Below are 14,970 nucleotides of genomic sequence, written 5' to 3'. Positions count from 1 at the left end.
GACACGGGCCTTTACCTTCTGTTCATCTTTTCGCGAGCGCGTCACGCGATGCTGCGTCGCCGCACGTCAAAAAGGTGGGCGGGGGCGGCTCCGATTTGAAATTCCAGTCTTGATCTCTGCCGTTAGCCGGAGTTCGCTTGGGCTGCGGCGCGCCTTCAACGCGCCGCGGGGGAGCCGGATCCGCCCGGTTTCGATCGGCCTCGGCGGTGAATTCGGCCCCTGAACCTGTGCTGGATGCGTGCCAACTGCCCGGTCGCGACGGGCGGAGGCGCGCGGGGGAGACTGGGCAATGAACAAATACGTCGCCGAGTTCATCGGAACCGCGGTACTCGTCCTTTTCGGCTGCGGCTCCGCCGTGCTCACCGGCTACGGCTCCGCGCCCATCGGGATGCTCGCCATCGCCTTCGCCTTCGGCCTGGCCGTGACCTCCATGGCCTACGGCATCGGCCATGTATCCGGCTGCCACATCAATCCCGCCGTCACCATCGGCGTCTGGGCGGCCGGCCGCATCCCCACCTCCGAAGTGCCGAAATACTGGATCGCCCAGATCCTGGGCGGCATCGCTGGCGCCGCCATCCTGTTCATGATCGCCTCCGGCAAGTTGGCCGGCTTCGATGTGAAGACCGCCGGTCTCGGCCAGAACGGCTGGGGCGAGGGCTATATCGGCGGCTACGGCCTCGGCGCCGCGATCCTCGCCGAGCTGGTGGGCACCTTCGTGTTCCTGGTGGTGATCCTCGGCTCCACCTCCAAGGCCGGCATCACCCAGGCGGCGGGTCTCGCCATCGGCCTGTCGCTGGTGATGATCCACATCGTCTTCATCCCCGTCACCGGTGTGTCGGTGAACCCGGCCCGCTCCATCGGCCCGGCCCTGTTCGCCGGCGGCAAGGCCATCTCCCAGCTCTGGCTGTTCATCGTGGTGCCGCTGGTGGGCGCCTATCTCGCCGGCCTTCTGTTCAAGCTGAAGGTGCTCGAGGACTGAGGCTCCGTCGGCAGGACGCATAAAAAGGGGGCGCGCCGGCAAGGCGCGCCCCCTTTCCGTTTGCCGGGTCGGGGCTCCCGGCAAACCCCCGCTCCGGGATCACGTCACTCGGCGGCGACAGGGCCTGCCGGGTTCTTCTGCTGCTGCGCCGTCTCCGCCGCCTTGGTCCGGGTCTCGTGCTCCAGCGCCGCCTTCACGCCCGCCCCGTACTCCGAGTGGACCTTGGTGAAGAGGGCGATCTGCCGGTCGGCGATCTCCTGCGGAATGCCGTACATGGCCGCCGCGAGATTGCTGAAGAGCCGCTGGCGCTGGCCGGCGTCGAACAGCTCGAACAGGGCGCGGGGCTGGGAGAAGTCGTCATTGCCGATGCGGTGGCTGTAGCGCTCGGCATCGCCCGAGATCTTCAGCGGCGGCTCGGCATATTTGGCGTCTTCGGCGGCGCCGTTGAACGAGTTGGGCTCGTAATAGGCGTCGGTATTCCCGGTCATCTGCGGGAAGAACCGCATGGCGCCGTCCTTGTGGTAGTGGTGCACCGGGCACTTGGCGGCGTTCACCGGCAGGTGCTCGTAATGCGTGCCCAGGCGATAACGGTGGGCGTCCGCATAGGAGAAGATGCGGGCCTGCAGCATCTTGTCCGGCGAGAAGGAGATGCCGGGCACGATGTTGGACGGCGAGAAGGCCGCCTGCTCGATCTCGTTGAAATAGTTCTCCGGATTGCGGTTCAGCTCCATGACGCCGATGTCGATGGGCGGATACTCGCCGTGCGGCCACACCTTGGTGAGGTCGAAGGGATTGTAGGAGGTCTTCTCCGCATCCAGCTCCGGCATCACCTGCACCTGCACCTTCCACTTGGGGAATTCGCCGCGCTCGATGGCGGTGAACAGGTCCTCCTGCGTGGATTCGCGGGTGCGGCCGACCACCTCGGTGGCCTCGCCATTGGTCCAGTGCTTGTGGCCCTGCAGGGTCTTGAAGTGGAACTTCACCCAGAAGCGCTCGCCCGCCTCGTTGATGAAGGAATAGGTGTGCGAGCCGTAGCCGTTCATGTTCCTGACGCCCACGGGCAGGCCGCGGTCGGAGAACAGGATCGTCACCTGGTGCAGGCTCTCCGGGGAGAGGGACCAGAAGTCCCACATGGCGGTGGGCGAGCGCAGATTGGTCTTGGGATGGCGCTTCTGGGTGTGGATGAAGTCCGGGAACTTGTAGGCGTCGCGGACGAAGAAGACCGGGGTGTTGTTGCCCACGAGGTCCCAGTTGCCCTCGGGGGTGTAGAACTTCAGCGCGAAGCCGCGCACGTCGCGCTCGGCATCCGCCGCGCCGAGTTCGCCGGCCACCGTGGAGAAACGGGCGATCATCGGCGTCTGCGCGCCGGGCTGGAGGGCCTTCGCCTTGGTGTATTTCGAGATGTCGCCGGTGATGGTCAGCGTGCCGTGGGCGCCCCAGCCCTTGGCGTGCACCACGCGCTCGGGAATGCGCTCGCGGTTCTGGTGGGCGAGCTTCTCCAGGAGCTGGTAGTCCTGCATCAGTACCGGACCGTGCGGACCGGCGGTGAGCGAATTCTGGTTGTCGGCGATGGGATTGCCGGCGGTGGTGGTGAGGGTGGGTCGCGTCATGAAGGGCTCCCTGCTTGGATTCGCGCCGTGACGGCTGCGGATCATCCGGGGCGCAGGATGGCCGTGAGTTGGAATAAGCACAAATCAGATTGCATTGAGTTTTCGATAAGGTAATCTTATCGTGTGCTCTCCACCCGTCAGCTCCGCTACTTCGACGCCCTCGCCCGCCACCGTCATTTCGGCCGCGCGGCGGAGGAATGCGCCGTCACCCAGCCGGCCCTTTCCATGCAGATCCGCGAGATGGAGGAGGCGCTGGGTGTGCGCCTCGTCGAGCGGGGGCGCAGCGGTGTGCGGCTGACGCCGGTGGGCGAGGAGGCGGCCTCCCGCGCCCGCGGCGTGCTCGCGGCCCTTGCCGACATGGAACGCACCATCCGCGATCGCGGGCGCCTGCTTGAGGGGCGGATGCGGCTCGGCGTCATCCCGTCCATCGCGCCCTATCTCCTGCCGCGCCTGTTGCCGGAGATGGCGGGGCGCTGGCCGGGCGTCGAGATCGCGCTCCGGGAGAGCCAGACCGAGCAATTGGTGAACGACCTCGCCCATGGCGACCTCGACCTCGTCATCCTTTCCCTGCCGGTGGAGCACCCGGCGCTGGAGACCAAGGCGCTGTTCGAGGACCCGTTCCTGCTCGCCGTTCCCGAAAGTTCGGCGGATTTTCCGGGCGAGACCGCCGCCGCCGAGGACATCCTTGCCGCCGACCTCCTGCTGCTGGAGGACGGCCACTGCTTCCGCGACCAGGCGCTCAACGTCTGCCGCAAGGTGGATGCACGCCAGTTGCGGCGCTTCGGCGCCTCCAGCCTGTCCACGCTGGCCCAGCTGGTCGCCAACGGGCAGGGCGTGACGCTGCTGCCGCAGATGTTCGTTGCATCAGAGGGCGGGCGCATCCCGCGCGTGCGGCTGCTGCGCTTTCCCGATCCGGCGCCGTCGCGCTCCATCGGCCTCGTCTGGCGGCGCACTTTGCCGTTCCGGGACGACGTGGAGCAGGTCGCCGCCATGGTCCGGGCCTGCCGCCCGGCTGTGCAAGACGGCGAAGACCGGCGCTCTGCCTTGCTTTGACCCGCGTTCGCGGCTAAGCCCCGCGCAAAGACGGGGATCCTATGGCTCAGGACGGACTTTCCTACCGCGACGCGGGCGTGGACATCGATGCGGGCAACCGGCTCGTCGATCTCATCAAGCCGCTGGTGAAGGCCACCGCCCGGCCGGGCGCCGACGCGGACATCGGCGGCTTCGGCGGCGTGTTCGACCTGAAGGCGGCGGGATTCGCCGATCCCCTCCTCATCGCCACCACCGACGGCGTGGGCACCAAGCTCAAGATCGCCATCGATACCGGCGTGCATGACACCATCGGCATCGACCTCGTGGCCATGTGCGTCAACGATCTCGTGGTGCAGGGCGCCGAGCCGCTGCTGTTCCTCGATTATTTCGCCACCGGCCGCCTCGCGCCGGATGTGGGCGCCCATATCGTCGCGGGCATCGCGCGGGCCTGCAAGGCAGCCGGCTGCGCCCTCATCGGCGGCGAGACGGCCGAGATGCCGGGCATGTACCGCGACGGCGACTATGACCTCGCCGGCTTCTCCCTCGGTGCCGTCGAGCGCACCGAGCTTTTGCCGCGCAAGGATGTTGGCCCGGGCGACGTGATCCTCGGCCTCGCCTCGGACGGCGTGCATTCCAACGGCTATTCGCTGGTGCGCCGCATCGTCGAGCGTTCCGGCCTCGCCTGGACCGACGAGGCCCCCTTCCACACGGGTCAGAACCTCGGCACCGCGCTTCTCACGCCCACCCGGCTCTATGTGAAGAGCGTGCTCTCCGTCATCCGCGCGACCGGCGCGGTGAAGGCCCTCGCCCATGTCACCGGCGGCGGCATCACCGAGAATCTGCCGCGCGTGCTGCCGGCCGGGACCATCGCCCGCATCGACCTGTCGAACCTCATCGTTCCTCCGGTCTTCCGCTGGCTGGCCAGCGTCGGCGCGGTGGCTCCGGAAGAGATGCTGCGCGCCTTCAACTGCGGCGTCGGCATGGCCGTGGTGGTGCCGGTGGAGCGCGAGGAAGAGGTGGCCGACGCCTTCGCCGCCGCGGGCGAGACGGTGATCCGCCTCGGCGTCATCGAGCCCGGTGCCGGCGCGGCCCATGTGGTCTATGACGGGGCCGCCGACTTCGGGTTCGCGTCATGAGCGAGGCGGCGCCGAAACGCACCGCGATCCTCATCTCCGGTCGCGGCTCCAACATGGCGGCTTTGGTGAAGGCCGCCGAGGCGCCGGATTTTCCGGCCGAGATCGCGCTGGTCCTTTCCAACCGCGAGGACGCCGCCGGCCTCGACTTCGCCAAGGAACATGGCGTGCCGACCCTCGTGCTCTCGCACAAGGGCTATTCCGACCGCCTCGCCTTCGACGCGGCCCTCGACGCCTATCTGAAGGCCGAGGGCATCGAGATCGTATGCCTCGCCGGCTTCATGCGCCTGCTCACGCCCTGGCTGGTGGAGCGCTGGCGCAACCGGATGATCAACGTCCACCCCTCGCTCCTGCCGAGCTTCAAGGGCCTGCACACCCACGAGCGGGCGCTGGAGGCTGGCGTGCGGTTCCACGGCTGCACCGTTCATTTCGTGCGCGCCGAGATGGACGAGGGGCCGATCATTCTCCAGGCCGCCGTGCCGGTGGAAGCCGACGACACGCCGGACGTCCTCGCCGCCCGGGTGCTGGCGCAGGAGCACGTGATCTATCCCAAGGGGCTGGAGCTTCTGGCCGCCGGCCGGCTGAAGGTCGCCGACGAGCGGGTGGAGATCACCGGCGCCAAGGGCGGGCTGCCGCCGCTGGTTTCGCCAGGGGTGTGAGGGCAGCCCTCGTGCTCCGGACGCATGGAGCGTCAGCGGAATGCGAGCCGGAGCCCAGCGCAAAAGACCGCCGCAGGCGCTTCCCGATCTGCGATACCCAGGCATTGCCCCGCTGCGCGGAGCTCTTGCGCTGGACCCCGGATCAGCGCTCCGGCTGCGCCGTCGCTTGTCCGGGGAACTGACCTCGTGCCTGCTCTCGCTCCACGGCGCTGACGTTTCGTTGCAGTCGGCCGAGCGTGAGAGCCTCACGCCCCGATTTTCACCACCCGCACCTTGTTGTCATGAAAGGCCGCGCCACCCACTGGCGCCACCGGGTCGGCGCCTGTCAGCGTGTTGATGCCGTGCCCGCCGCGATGGGCGCCGGCCGGCTGGATCTGCTCGGAGACCACGACACCGCGCCGCAGCCCGTCGAACAGCCGCACGCGCAGCTCCACCCGCCCGCGCGGGTTCTCCACCGCCACCAGATCGTCCTCGGCCACGCCCAGCGCCGCTGCGTCCTCCGGATGGATGAGCAAAGAGGGCGCGCCCTCCTTCTCCTGCGAGGTGGGGGTCTCGGTGAAGGAGGAGTTGAGGAAGTTGCGGGCCGGTGCGGTGACGAGCCGGAAGGGATGGTCTGCATCCGCCTCCTCGATCACCGCCCAATGGTCGGGCAAAGCCGGCATGTCCGCCACCGGGCCGAACTTGCCGGGCGCGGGGAATGCGAGGTTCGCCCAGTCCACCGCGAGGTGGAAACGCTTGTCGCGGTGGGCGAAGCCGTCGAGGAAATGGGCGGCGCGGAAGTCTTGGCCCACGTCCATGAAGCGGGCGTCCTCCAGCGCTTCCACCGGACCGCGACCGCTCTCGCGCAGGGTCCAGTCGATCAGCTCGCGGGCGGTCATGGCGAAGCCGGGGTGCTCGGCACCGAGGCGTGCGGCCAGGGCGCAGATCACGTCGTGGTTGGTGCGGCACTCGCCCGGCGGCTCTACCAGCTTGGTGCCGATCTGGATGTGGGGATGGCCGCCCGCGCCGTAGATGTCGTCATGCTCGGTGAACATGGTGGCGGGCAACACGATGTCCGCCATCTTCGCCGTGTCGGTCATGAACTGCTCGTGGACCGCGACGAACAGGTCGTCCCGCGCGAAGCCGCGCTTCACCTTCTCCTGCTCGGGAGCGACGGCGACCGGATTGGTGTTCTGGATGAACAGCGCCGCCACCTTGCCGCCGCCCGCCAGCGCATCGGCCTCGCCCATCAGGATGGGGCCGATGCGGGACTGGTCGAGGGCGCGCACGGTGGGATCGAGCCGGTCGAGCCCCTCGATCATCTTCTTGCGCCAGCCATAGGTGCCGGACATGGAGTGCAGCGCGCCGCCGCCGAGATGCTGCCAGCTTCCGGCCACCACGGGGATGGACGCCACCGAGTGCATGTTCACCGCGCCGTTGCGGCTGCGGGAGAAGCCATAGCCGATGCGGAAATAGGAGGCGGGCGTCGTGCCCACGAGCCGCGCATAGGCCTCGATTTCATCGACCGGCAGGCCGCAGAGCGCGGAAGCCCATTCGGGCGTGCGGGTGGCGAGATGCGCCTCCAGCGCGGCTGCGTCGCGGGCGTAGCGCTCCAGATAGGCGCGGTCGGCGAGGCCGTCGCGGAACAGAACGTGCATCACCGCGCAGGCCAGCGCCCCGTCGGTGCCGGGGCGGATGAGGAGGGGGATGTCCGCCTGCTCCATGGTGGGCGTGCGATAGACATCCACCACCGCGATCTTTGCGCCGTGCTTCTTCCGGGCGTGGATGGCATGGGTCATCACGTTGACCTGCGTGGACACCGCATTGGTGCCCCACAGGGTGATGAGGCCGGAAGAGGCCATCTCGCTCGGGTCCACGCCGGAGATCTGGCCGGCGCCGGCCATGTAGCCGCTCCAGGCGGGATTGACGCAGATGGACGCGAAGAAGCGCGAATAGCGCTTCACATGGGTCAGCCGGTTGATGCCGTCGCGCATCACGAGGCCCATGGTGCCTGCGTAATAGTACGGCCAGACGGACTCCGCCCCGTGCTCGCGCTCGGCCTTCAGGAGGCCTTCGGCCACCCGGTCCAGCGCCTCGTCCCACGAAATGCGGGTGAACTGTCCCGAGCCCTTGGGGCCGGTGCGCAGCAGGGGATGGGTCAGGCGGTCCGGATGGTTCGCCCGTTCGGCGTAGCGGGCGACCTTCGCGCAGATGACGCCGGCGGTATAGCGCTGGTCCTTGGAGCCATGCACCCGGCCGATGCGGCCGTCGGCCATCACGTCCACCTTCAGGGCGCAGACGGACGGGCAGTCATGGGGACAGACGGACGGGTGGGTCGCAACCGTGCTGTGGGCGGTGTGCGAAACGGTCGGGGCATGGACGTTCATGGCCCCGAGACAATAAAGGGGGCGACGCGTTCCGTCGCCCCCTTTTCAGGTCTTACGTTAGGAGAGGCTCAGGCGCCGTGCCCGGCCTCGGCGGCGCGGTCACGCTCGCGGTTGCGCAGGACGTAGCCGAGCCCCAGCACGAAGAGGGCACCGATGGTGCTGGCCACATAATGGGGCAGGGCGGCCGGGTGCAGCCCGTCCTCCGCCACCTTCACCAGCGCCGGGTTGATGTGCTGCAGGTAGCTGAGCGCCATGACGTCCCCCACCAGCATCTCCCCCGCGATCCAGCCGAGCAGCGCCGCGCCGGCCCAGATGAGGATGGGGAAGCGGGTGAGCAGCGAGAGCAGCAGCTGCGAACCGAAGATGATGAGCGGGATGGTCAGCAGCAGGCCGAACACGAACAATTCCCAGTGCCCGCGCGCGGCGGCGGCGATGGCCACCACATTGTCGAGGCTCATGACCGCATCGGCGATGGCGATGGTGCGCACCGCCTTCCACAGGCTGTCCGAAGCGGCCACCTCGTGGGCATCGCCGCCATTGTCGGTGACGAGCTTGATGGCGATCCAGAACAGCAAGAGGCCGCCCACCACCTTCAGGAACGGCACGCCGAGCAAGTAGGACACCGCCAGCGCGAACAGGATGCGCAGGCCTACCGCCGCGCCAGCCCCGAGCAGGATGCCCCATTTGCGCTGCTTCGCCGGCAGCGAGCGGCAGGCCAGCGCGATCACCACCGCATTGTCGCCGGACAGGAGCAGGTCGATCCAGATGATCTGCAGGAGGGCGACCCAGAAGGTCGGCGCGGTGAAATCCATCGTCCACTCCATGGGGTGCAGGCGGGTAGTGCGGCGGGGCCCTCGGGTTTGGGCGCGCCGCAGTTATTATTACGTTGCGTCATGTTGATGACGCGGCAGAACTTCCGTTACGTCAATTGAAGGGCAGAAAAAAGGGGCCGGATGCGGCCCCTTTCGTCTCGATCGTCTCAGGCTGCGAGGTCGTCGTGGGCGTGCGCGCGCCGACCCTTGTACCAGCGCAGGGCCAGCGCGAGGCCGACGACAAGCGCGGCACCTCCGGCCGAAACGATGCGGTGGAGGTGATGGGTGGTCTCTTCGCCCAGGCGCTCGATGATGGCCACATCGCCGAGCAGCATGTCGCCGGCGACCCAGCCGAGCAGCGCCGCGCCGGCCCAGACCAGCAGCGGGAAGCGGTTGATGAGGGCCATCACCAGCGAGGAGCCGGCGATGATGAGCGGAATGGAGATGGCGAGGCCGAAGACCAGCAGGAACCAGTTGCCGTCGGCGATGGCGGCCACGGCCACCACGTTGTCGAGGCTCATGACGATGTCGGCCACCGCCACCGTGCCTACGGCCTTCCAGAGGTTGTCGCTGGATTGAATGGCCTCTTCGCCGCCTTCGTCAGGGCTGGCGAGATCCACCGCGATCCACATGAGGGCGAGCGAGCCCACGAGCTTCAGCCACGGCAGGGCCAGAAGTGTCGCGACGATGCCGGTGAAGATGATGCGCAGGCCGACGGCCACGCCAGCGCCGAGGATGATGCCCGTGCGGCGCACCTTCTCCGGCAATGAGCGGCAGGCGAGGGCGATCACCACCGCGTTGTCGCCGGACAACAGGACGTTGATCCATATGATCTGCAGCAGTGCCAGCCAGAGCACTGGTGAATCGAGCGACATGATCCCTACCCCGGGCCATTAGAGCGTCAGCGTCACCGCCAGATTGTATTCTGCGTCTGGTGCGCCGTATTTTGGATTTTGACGCTACGTTATTCTGCCGGAAGGGAACGCTCAACAAAAACCGGACGCCGCGGCGCACAAATTCGATCGCGCGCCGCGGAATCCTAATCAAATACCAGTTCAGCCGACGATTTCATTGCCGGAGAAGAACTGGGCGATCTCCACCTTCGCATTGTCGGTGCTGTCGGAGCCGTGGGCGGAATTCGCCTCGATGGACTCGGCGAACAGCTTGCGGATGGTGCCCTCGGCGGCGTTCGCCGGGTTGGTGGCGCCCATCACTTCGCGGTACTTGGCGACGGCGTTCTCGCCTTCGAGAACCTGCACCACCACCGGGCCGGAGGTCATGAAGGCCACGAGGTCGCCGAAGAAGGGGCGCTCCTTGTGGACGGCGTAGAAGGTCTCGGCCTCCTCGCGCGTCATGCGGATGCGCTTCTGGGCCACGATCTTGAGGCCTGCATTCTCGATGACGGCATTGATGGCGCCGGTGAGGTTCCGACGCGTGGCGTCGGGCTTGATGATCGAGAAAGTGCGCTCGATCGCCATGGGGGACCGTCCTGTCTGTTCATGGAAAAGGAATGCCGCGAGCATCCCGCGGATGGCGCGGCTCTTAGCAGGGGGGCGCCCAAGGGGCAAGGGAAGGGGCGAAATGCCCCGCCCTCAGCGGTCCTTCAGCACCCCGTCGATGGCCCGCTCCACCGCGGCGGAGGCATCGAACGCCACCGGCACGCCGAGCACTCGCGGCCAGAACAGCGGCTCCTTGATGGCCCCGAGGAATTGCGCCGCCGCCAGCTGCGGATCGCTGGTGGCGAGGCGGCCTTCCCCGGCGAGGGTGGCGAAATAGGCGCCGAGGCCCTTCAGAGCCGGTTCCTTGCCCACGGCGAAATAGGCTTGCGACAGCTCCGGAAAGCGCGGCGCCTCGGCGATCACCAGCCGCAGCAGCGGGACTACGTCCGGCCGCTCCCAATGCTCGGTGAGGCGCCCCACATACGCGCGCAATACCGCTCGGGGATCGCCGGCGGTGTCGCCGGGCAGCATGGGCGCGCGGGTGAAGTGGGACCAAGCGTCGTCGATGACCGCGGCGAACAGCTCGGCCTTGCCGGGAAAGTGCTGGTAGAGCGTGCGCTTGGAAACGGGGGCGGCCGCCGCGACGGCGTCCATGGAGGTGCCCTCATAGCCACGCTCTAGAAACAGCCGGCGCGCGGCGGCGCGGATGCGCGGCACGGTGGTGCGGCGGTCGCGCCCCGGGCGGGCGTCAGCCGGTGCGAAATCGGTCGCGGCGCCCGGCACGGGCGGCGGGGAGGGACTGTCGCTTGACATAAGTACACTATACGGTGTAGTTTACATTCGTGGCCAGCGCGGGTCCGCCTGGCTGTACCCTTCTTTCCCCTTCATATGAGGTCCCCCATGGACCATCGCTCCCTCGGTCGCTCGGGTCTGTCCGTGTCCGCCATCGGTCTCGGCTGCATGGGCATGTCTGAATTCTATGGGCCGAGCGACGACGAACAGTCGCTCGCGACCCTAGCAGCCGCTCTCGACCTCGGCATAAATTTCTTCGACACGGCCGACATGTACGGCGTCGGCCACAACGAGCGCCTGCTCGGCCGCTTCCTGAAAGGGCGGCGCGATCAGGTCATCCTCGCCACCAAGTTCGGCAACGTGCGCGGCCCCAATGGCGAGCGCCTCGGCGTCTCCGGTACGCCGGACTATGTGCGCTCCGCCTGCGACGCCAGCCTCGAACGGCTCGGCATCGACACCATCGATCTCTATTACCAGCACCGCGTGGACCCCAAGACACCCATCGAGGAGACGGTGGGCGCCATGAAGGGGCTGGTGGAGGCCGGCAAGGTGCGCTTCCTCGGCCTCTCCGAATGCTCGGTGGCGACGCTGCGCAAGGCGCACGCGGTGCATCCCATCTCCGCGGTGCAGATCGAATATTCGCTGTGGAGCCGTGATCCCGAAGAGGAAATGCTGGCGGCGTGCCGCGAGCTTGGCGTCGCTTTCGTCGCCTATTCCCCGCTCGGCCGTTCCTTCCTGACCGGTGCGGTGACGAGCCCCGACACGCTCGCCGCCGACGATTTCCGCCGCGCCAATCCCCGCTTCAGCGGCGATGCGCTCAAGGCCAATCTCACGCTGGTGGAGGCGCTGAAGGACTTCGCCGCGGCGAAGGGCGCCACCAGCGCGCAGATCGCCCTGGCCTGGATCCTCAACAAGCAGGACAACGTGATCCCGATCCCCGGCACGCGGCGGCAGAAGTATCTGGAGGAGAACGTGGCTGCGACCCGCATCCGCCTCTCGCCGGAGGAGGTCGCCACCCTCGACGCGCTCTTCGCACCCGAGGCCGTGGCCGGCACGCGCTATCCCGAGGCGGCCATGGCCATGCTGAACCTCTGACGCCGGACGTCTGATCCGCCCGCAATTTCTGAAGGCCCGCGACCTGTTCGCGGGCCTTTCCTATTCCCATGGGGAAAGTTTCTGGGTGGCCGGCGCGCCGGGAGGTTCACAGTCCCGATTTCACATGCTAGACACGGTGCATGTGAATATAACATTTCATCATTTGTGAAATGTGAAATCGGGAGCACGTTCCATGATCACCCGCCGCGCCCTCCTCGCCACCGCGCTCGCCGGCGCGGCCGCGGCCCCGTTCGGCGCCGCACCATCGCTGGCCCAGCAGGGGCCGAACACGCTGCTGAACGTCTCCTACGACATCTCCCGTGAGCTGTTCACGGCCATCAACGCCGAGTTCATCCCGTTCTGGAAGGAGAAGACCGGCCAGCAGCTGACGGTGAACCAGAGCCACGCCGGCTCGTCGCGGCAGGCCCGCGCGGTCATCGAGGGGCTGGAGGCGGACGTGGTCACCTTCAACCAGGTGATCGACGTGGATACCCTCGCCAAGGCCGGCTATGTGGCCAAGGACTGGCCGAAGAAGTTCCCCAATTCCGCCTCGCCTTATTATTCCTTCCCGGCCTTCCTCGTGCGCGCGGGCAACCCGAAGAACATCAAGGACTGGTCCGACCTCGTCCGTGACGACGTGAAGGTGATCTTCCCGAACCCCAAGACCTCGGGCAATGCGCGCTACACTTATCTCGCGGCCTATGCCTATGCGCTGGAGCAGAACAAGGGCGATGCCGCCAAGGCGGACGCCTTCGTGAAGAAGCTGCTCGCAAACGTGCCTGTGTTCGACACCGGCGGCCGCGCGGCGACCACCACCTTCGTGGAGCGCGACACCGGCGACGTGCTGGTGACGTTCGAGGCCGAGACCCGCACCATCGAGGGGCTCTATCCCGACAAGAAGCTCCTCACGGTCGTGCCGTCCGTGAGCCTTCTCGCCGAGTTCCCGGTGGCGGTGGTGGACAAGGTGGTGGACAAGCGCGGCTCCCGCGCCTCGGCCACGGCCTATCTCGAATTCCTCTATTCCACCGCCGGCCAGACGGTGGCGGCCAAGGCCTTCCACCGCGTGGTGGACCCCAAGGTGGTCGAGCAGTTCAAGGGCCAGTTCCCGCCCATCCGCCTCGTGAAGGTGGAGGACGTGTTCGGCGGGTGGGAGAAGGTGCAGGCCACCCATTTCGCCTCCGGCGGCAAGCTCGACAGCCTGTTCGTGGGCAAATGACCGTGTGACGCGTCGGGCGCGGGGGCGCCGCGCCGTGTCGCATTCCCGCCAGTCCGGCCCCCCGCGCCGGCGTCCCTCCAGGGCGCCGGCGCTTCTGCATCTGCTATTCCCTTGAACGGCCGAAACTTTCCGATGGCTTTGATGGGACGGCATGCAATTTGAATGGCTCCAGTGAACGCCCACCGAGCCGCGAGCCGTCATGTCCGAAGCCGCCGAAGTCGAAGTCCTCGATATCCCGCAGGTCTATACCCACCACGTCTTCTGCTGCTTCACCCAGCGGCCGCCGATGCATCCGCGCGGCTCCTGCGGGGCGAACGGTGCGCAGCCCTTGTGGGAGCGCCTGGGCAAGAAGCTGGAAGCCTCCGGCCGCCGCGACATCGCCATGACCTCCGCCGGCTGCCTGAGCTTCTGTCAGGCGGGGCCGATCATGGTCGTCTATCCCCAGGGCATCTGGTACACACCCAAGACCCCCGAGGATATCGACGAGATCGTCACCGAGCATCTCCTCGGCGGCAAGCCGGTGGAACGCCTCATCATCGTTCCCCGCATCTGAAAAGTCTGCGGGCAACTTCCTCACTGCTGTCATCACCCGCCTTGCGCGGACGATCCACGGTCGGGCCGGGACGGTTTTCCGGCAATCCGGACACGCGGAGGGGTGGATCCCCCGGACGAGCCGGGGGATGCGGCGGTCTCAGGCCGAAGGCCGAAGCAAGCCCGCGCGCCTCACGCCTTGGCGGGATCGGCGAGGCGGAAGGTGAGGCGCACGCCGGTGCCGCGCTCGCGCAGGTCGAATGTCGGCTCGCAGCCGAGCTTCATGGACATGGCCTTGACGATGCGGTTGCCGAGGCCGGTGGACTTCGCCGGCTTGTCCGGCGAGATGCCGGCGCCGTCGTCTTCCACGGTGAAGTCGAGCCGGTCGCCCATGCGCTTCAGCTTTACCCGCACCGGCCCCTCGCCGTCGGGATAGGCGTATTTCATGGCGTTGATGACGAGCTCTGTGGCGATGATGCCCAGGGCCACGCCACGATCGGGGTCGATGTGGATGGGGTCCGCATCGTAGGTGAGGGTGATGCCGCCGTGCTCCCGGTGCGCCGACACCTGCAGGTCGTCCAGCAGCGAGCCGATATACTGGTCGAGCGCAACGGTGGCGATCTGGTCGGACGTGTAGAGGCGCCGGTGCACCTGCGCGACGGCGGAGACGCGGTTTCGGGCGGAATTCAGCGCTTCCTTCACCCGCGGCTCATCGGTGGCGCCGGCCTGCACGTTGAGCAGCGAGACGATGATCTGCAGCGAGTTGCCGACGCGGTGGTTCATCTCGCGCAGCAGCAGCGCGCGCTCGGCGGCCAGGGCCTCGAACCGGTCGCGGGCGGCGCGGATCTCGGCCTCCGCCGCCTCGTGGGCGCGGCGCATGCGCACCTGCTCCACCGCCAGCACGAAAGCGGCGCGCAGCAGTTCGATGAAGTCGGCCTGCACCTCCTTCACCACATAGTCGGCCGCGCCCGCCTTGAGCGCGGCGACCGCGAGGCGCCCGTCCTGCGCGCCGGTGACGTAAACCACCGGCGGGGCGTTATCGAGGGCGCGGATGGCGCGCAGGGTGGTCATGCCGTCCTGTCCGGGCATGTAGTGGTCGAGGGCGACCACGTCGAACCGCTCGGTGCCGAGCCGGGCCAGCCCGTCTTCGCCCGAGAAGGCCGGAACCACCTCGAACCCGAGCCGGCCGAGCTGGCGCTGCACCAGCCGCCCGAGGGCGGGGTCGTCGTCCACATAGAGCACGCGCAGCGGCGGCGGCGGAGCGGATGCCGCGTCCAGTTGGGTTGCCAGAGGGTCGGACACGGCG

14 protein-coding genes are annotated in these 14,970 nt (G+C 67.7%); 7 read left to right on the top strand and 7 right to left on the bottom strand.

From position 1 onward, the window contains the following. Positions 1-289 precede the first annotated feature (289 nt). Entirely contained in the window at positions 290-979 is a 690-nt protein-coding gene (gene aqpZ, locus ACE3QW_RS09200; protein WP_029556870.1) for an aquaporin Z, read from the top strand. Positions 980-1,083: 104 nt separating this feature from the next. Here the strand turns inward: aqpZ and ACE3QW_RS09195 are convergent, their stop codons facing one another. Continuing rightward, positions 1,084-2,589 carry a catalase gene (locus tag ACE3QW_RS09195; protein ID WP_374251300.1) on the bottom strand — a complete coding sequence of 502 codons (1,506 nt, stop codon included), beginning with the start codon at positions 2,587-2,589 and terminating at the stop codon, positions 1,084-1,086. 123 nt (positions 2,590-2,712) lie between these two features. Here ACE3QW_RS09195 and ACE3QW_RS09190 point away from each other — a divergent pair, with 123 nt between their 5' ends. From ACE3QW_RS09190 to purN, 3 genes are read left to right on the top strand one after another with little or no spacing between them, the layout of a single operon-like run. Further along, a complete protein-coding gene (locus ACE3QW_RS09190; protein WP_374251299.1) occupies positions 2,713-3,642 on the top strand; it encodes a LysR substrate-binding domain-containing protein in 930 nt (309 codons plus the stop codon). A 41-nt stretch (positions 3,643-3,683) separates the two neighbouring features. Further along, positions 3,684-4,757 carry a phosphoribosylformylglycinamidine cyclo-ligase gene (purM, locus tag ACE3QW_RS09185; RefSeq protein WP_374251298.1) on the top strand — a complete coding sequence of 358 codons (1,074 nt, stop codon included), beginning with the start codon at positions 3,684-3,686 and terminating at the stop codon, positions 4,755-4,757. Beyond that, positions 4,754-5,413: a phosphoribosylglycinamide formyltransferase gene (gene purN, locus ACE3QW_RS09180; protein ID WP_250165112.1), complete on the top strand. Its 660-nt coding sequence runs from the start codon at positions 4,754-4,756 to the stop codon at positions 5,411-5,413. Before purM ends, purN begins: the two co-directional genes overlap by 4 nt. Before the next feature lie 245 nt (positions 5,414-5,658). On the opposite strand, the gene ACE3QW_RS09175 is transcribed toward purN, so the two are convergent. The 5 genes from ACE3QW_RS09175 to ACE3QW_RS09155 all read right to left on the bottom strand — a co-directional run bounded on the left by ACE3QW_RS09175 (position 5,659) and on the right by ACE3QW_RS09155 (position 10,843). After that, on the bottom strand, positions 5,659-7,779 hold the full coding sequence (locus ACE3QW_RS09175) for a molybdopterin-dependent oxidoreductase (protein WP_374251297.1): 2,121 nt from the start codon (positions 7,777-7,779) through the stop codon (positions 5,659-5,661). Between the two features lie 68 nt (positions 7,780-7,847). Continuing rightward, positions 7,848-8,591, bottom strand: a complete 744-nt coding sequence (locus ACE3QW_RS09170; protein ID WP_250165115.1) for a TerC family protein — start codon at positions 8,589-8,591, stop codon at positions 7,848-7,850. A 167-nt stretch (positions 8,592-8,758) separates the two neighbouring features. Then, on the bottom strand, positions 8,759-9,466 hold the full coding sequence (locus ACE3QW_RS09165; protein ID WP_029556877.1) for a TerC family protein: 708 nt from the start codon (positions 9,464-9,466) through the stop codon (positions 8,759-8,761). A 180-nt stretch (positions 9,467-9,646) separates the two neighbouring features. Then, positions 9,647-10,069, bottom strand: coding sequence for a nucleoside-diphosphate kinase (gene ndk, locus ACE3QW_RS09160; protein ID WP_024277270.1), 423 nt, complete (start codon positions 10,067-10,069; stop codon positions 9,647-9,649). A gap of 114 nt (positions 10,070-10,183) precedes the next feature. Continuing rightward, complete coding sequence (locus ACE3QW_RS09155; protein WP_374251296.1) at positions 10,184-10,843, bottom strand: TetR/AcrR family transcriptional regulator; 660 nt, start codon at positions 10,841-10,843, stop codon at positions 10,184-10,186. An 87-nt stretch (positions 10,844-10,930) separates the two neighbouring features. Here ACE3QW_RS09155 and ACE3QW_RS09150 point away from each other — a divergent pair, with 87 nt between their 5' ends. From ACE3QW_RS09150 to ACE3QW_RS09140, 3 genes are all read left to right on the top strand, one after another. Continuing rightward, on the top strand, positions 10,931-11,917 hold the full coding sequence (locus ACE3QW_RS09150) for an aldo/keto reductase (protein WP_374251295.1): 987 nt from the start codon (positions 10,931-10,933) through the stop codon (positions 11,915-11,917). 193 nt (positions 11,918-12,110) lie between these two features. Continuing rightward, positions 12,111-13,133, top strand: coding sequence for a sulfate ABC transporter substrate-binding protein (locus tag ACE3QW_RS09145; protein ID WP_374251294.1), 1,023 nt, complete (start codon positions 12,111-12,113; stop codon positions 13,131-13,133). 199 nt (positions 13,134-13,332) lie between these two features. Next, entirely contained in the window at positions 13,333-13,686 is a 354-nt protein-coding gene (locus tag ACE3QW_RS09140; protein ID WP_029556881.1) for a ferredoxin, read from the top strand. 170 nt (positions 13,687-13,856) lie between these two features. On the opposite strand, the gene ACE3QW_RS09135 is transcribed toward ACE3QW_RS09140, so the two are convergent. Beyond that, a complete protein-coding gene (locus tag ACE3QW_RS09135) occupies positions 13,857-14,966 on the bottom strand; it encodes a histidine kinase dimerization/phosphoacceptor domain -containing protein (RefSeq protein WP_374251293.1) in 1,110 nt (369 codons plus the stop codon). Positions 14,967-14,970 lie beyond the last annotated feature (4 nt).

Origin of the sequence: Xanthobacter sp. (genome assembly GCF_041911315.1) — a bacterium.
Classification (GTDB): domain Bacteria; phylum Pseudomonadota; class Alphaproteobacteria; order Rhizobiales; family Xanthobacteraceae; genus Xanthobacter; species Xanthobacter aminoxidans.
Note: the sequence above shows the minus strand (reverse complement) of the source record. Positions and strands in the feature narration are given on the sequence as shown.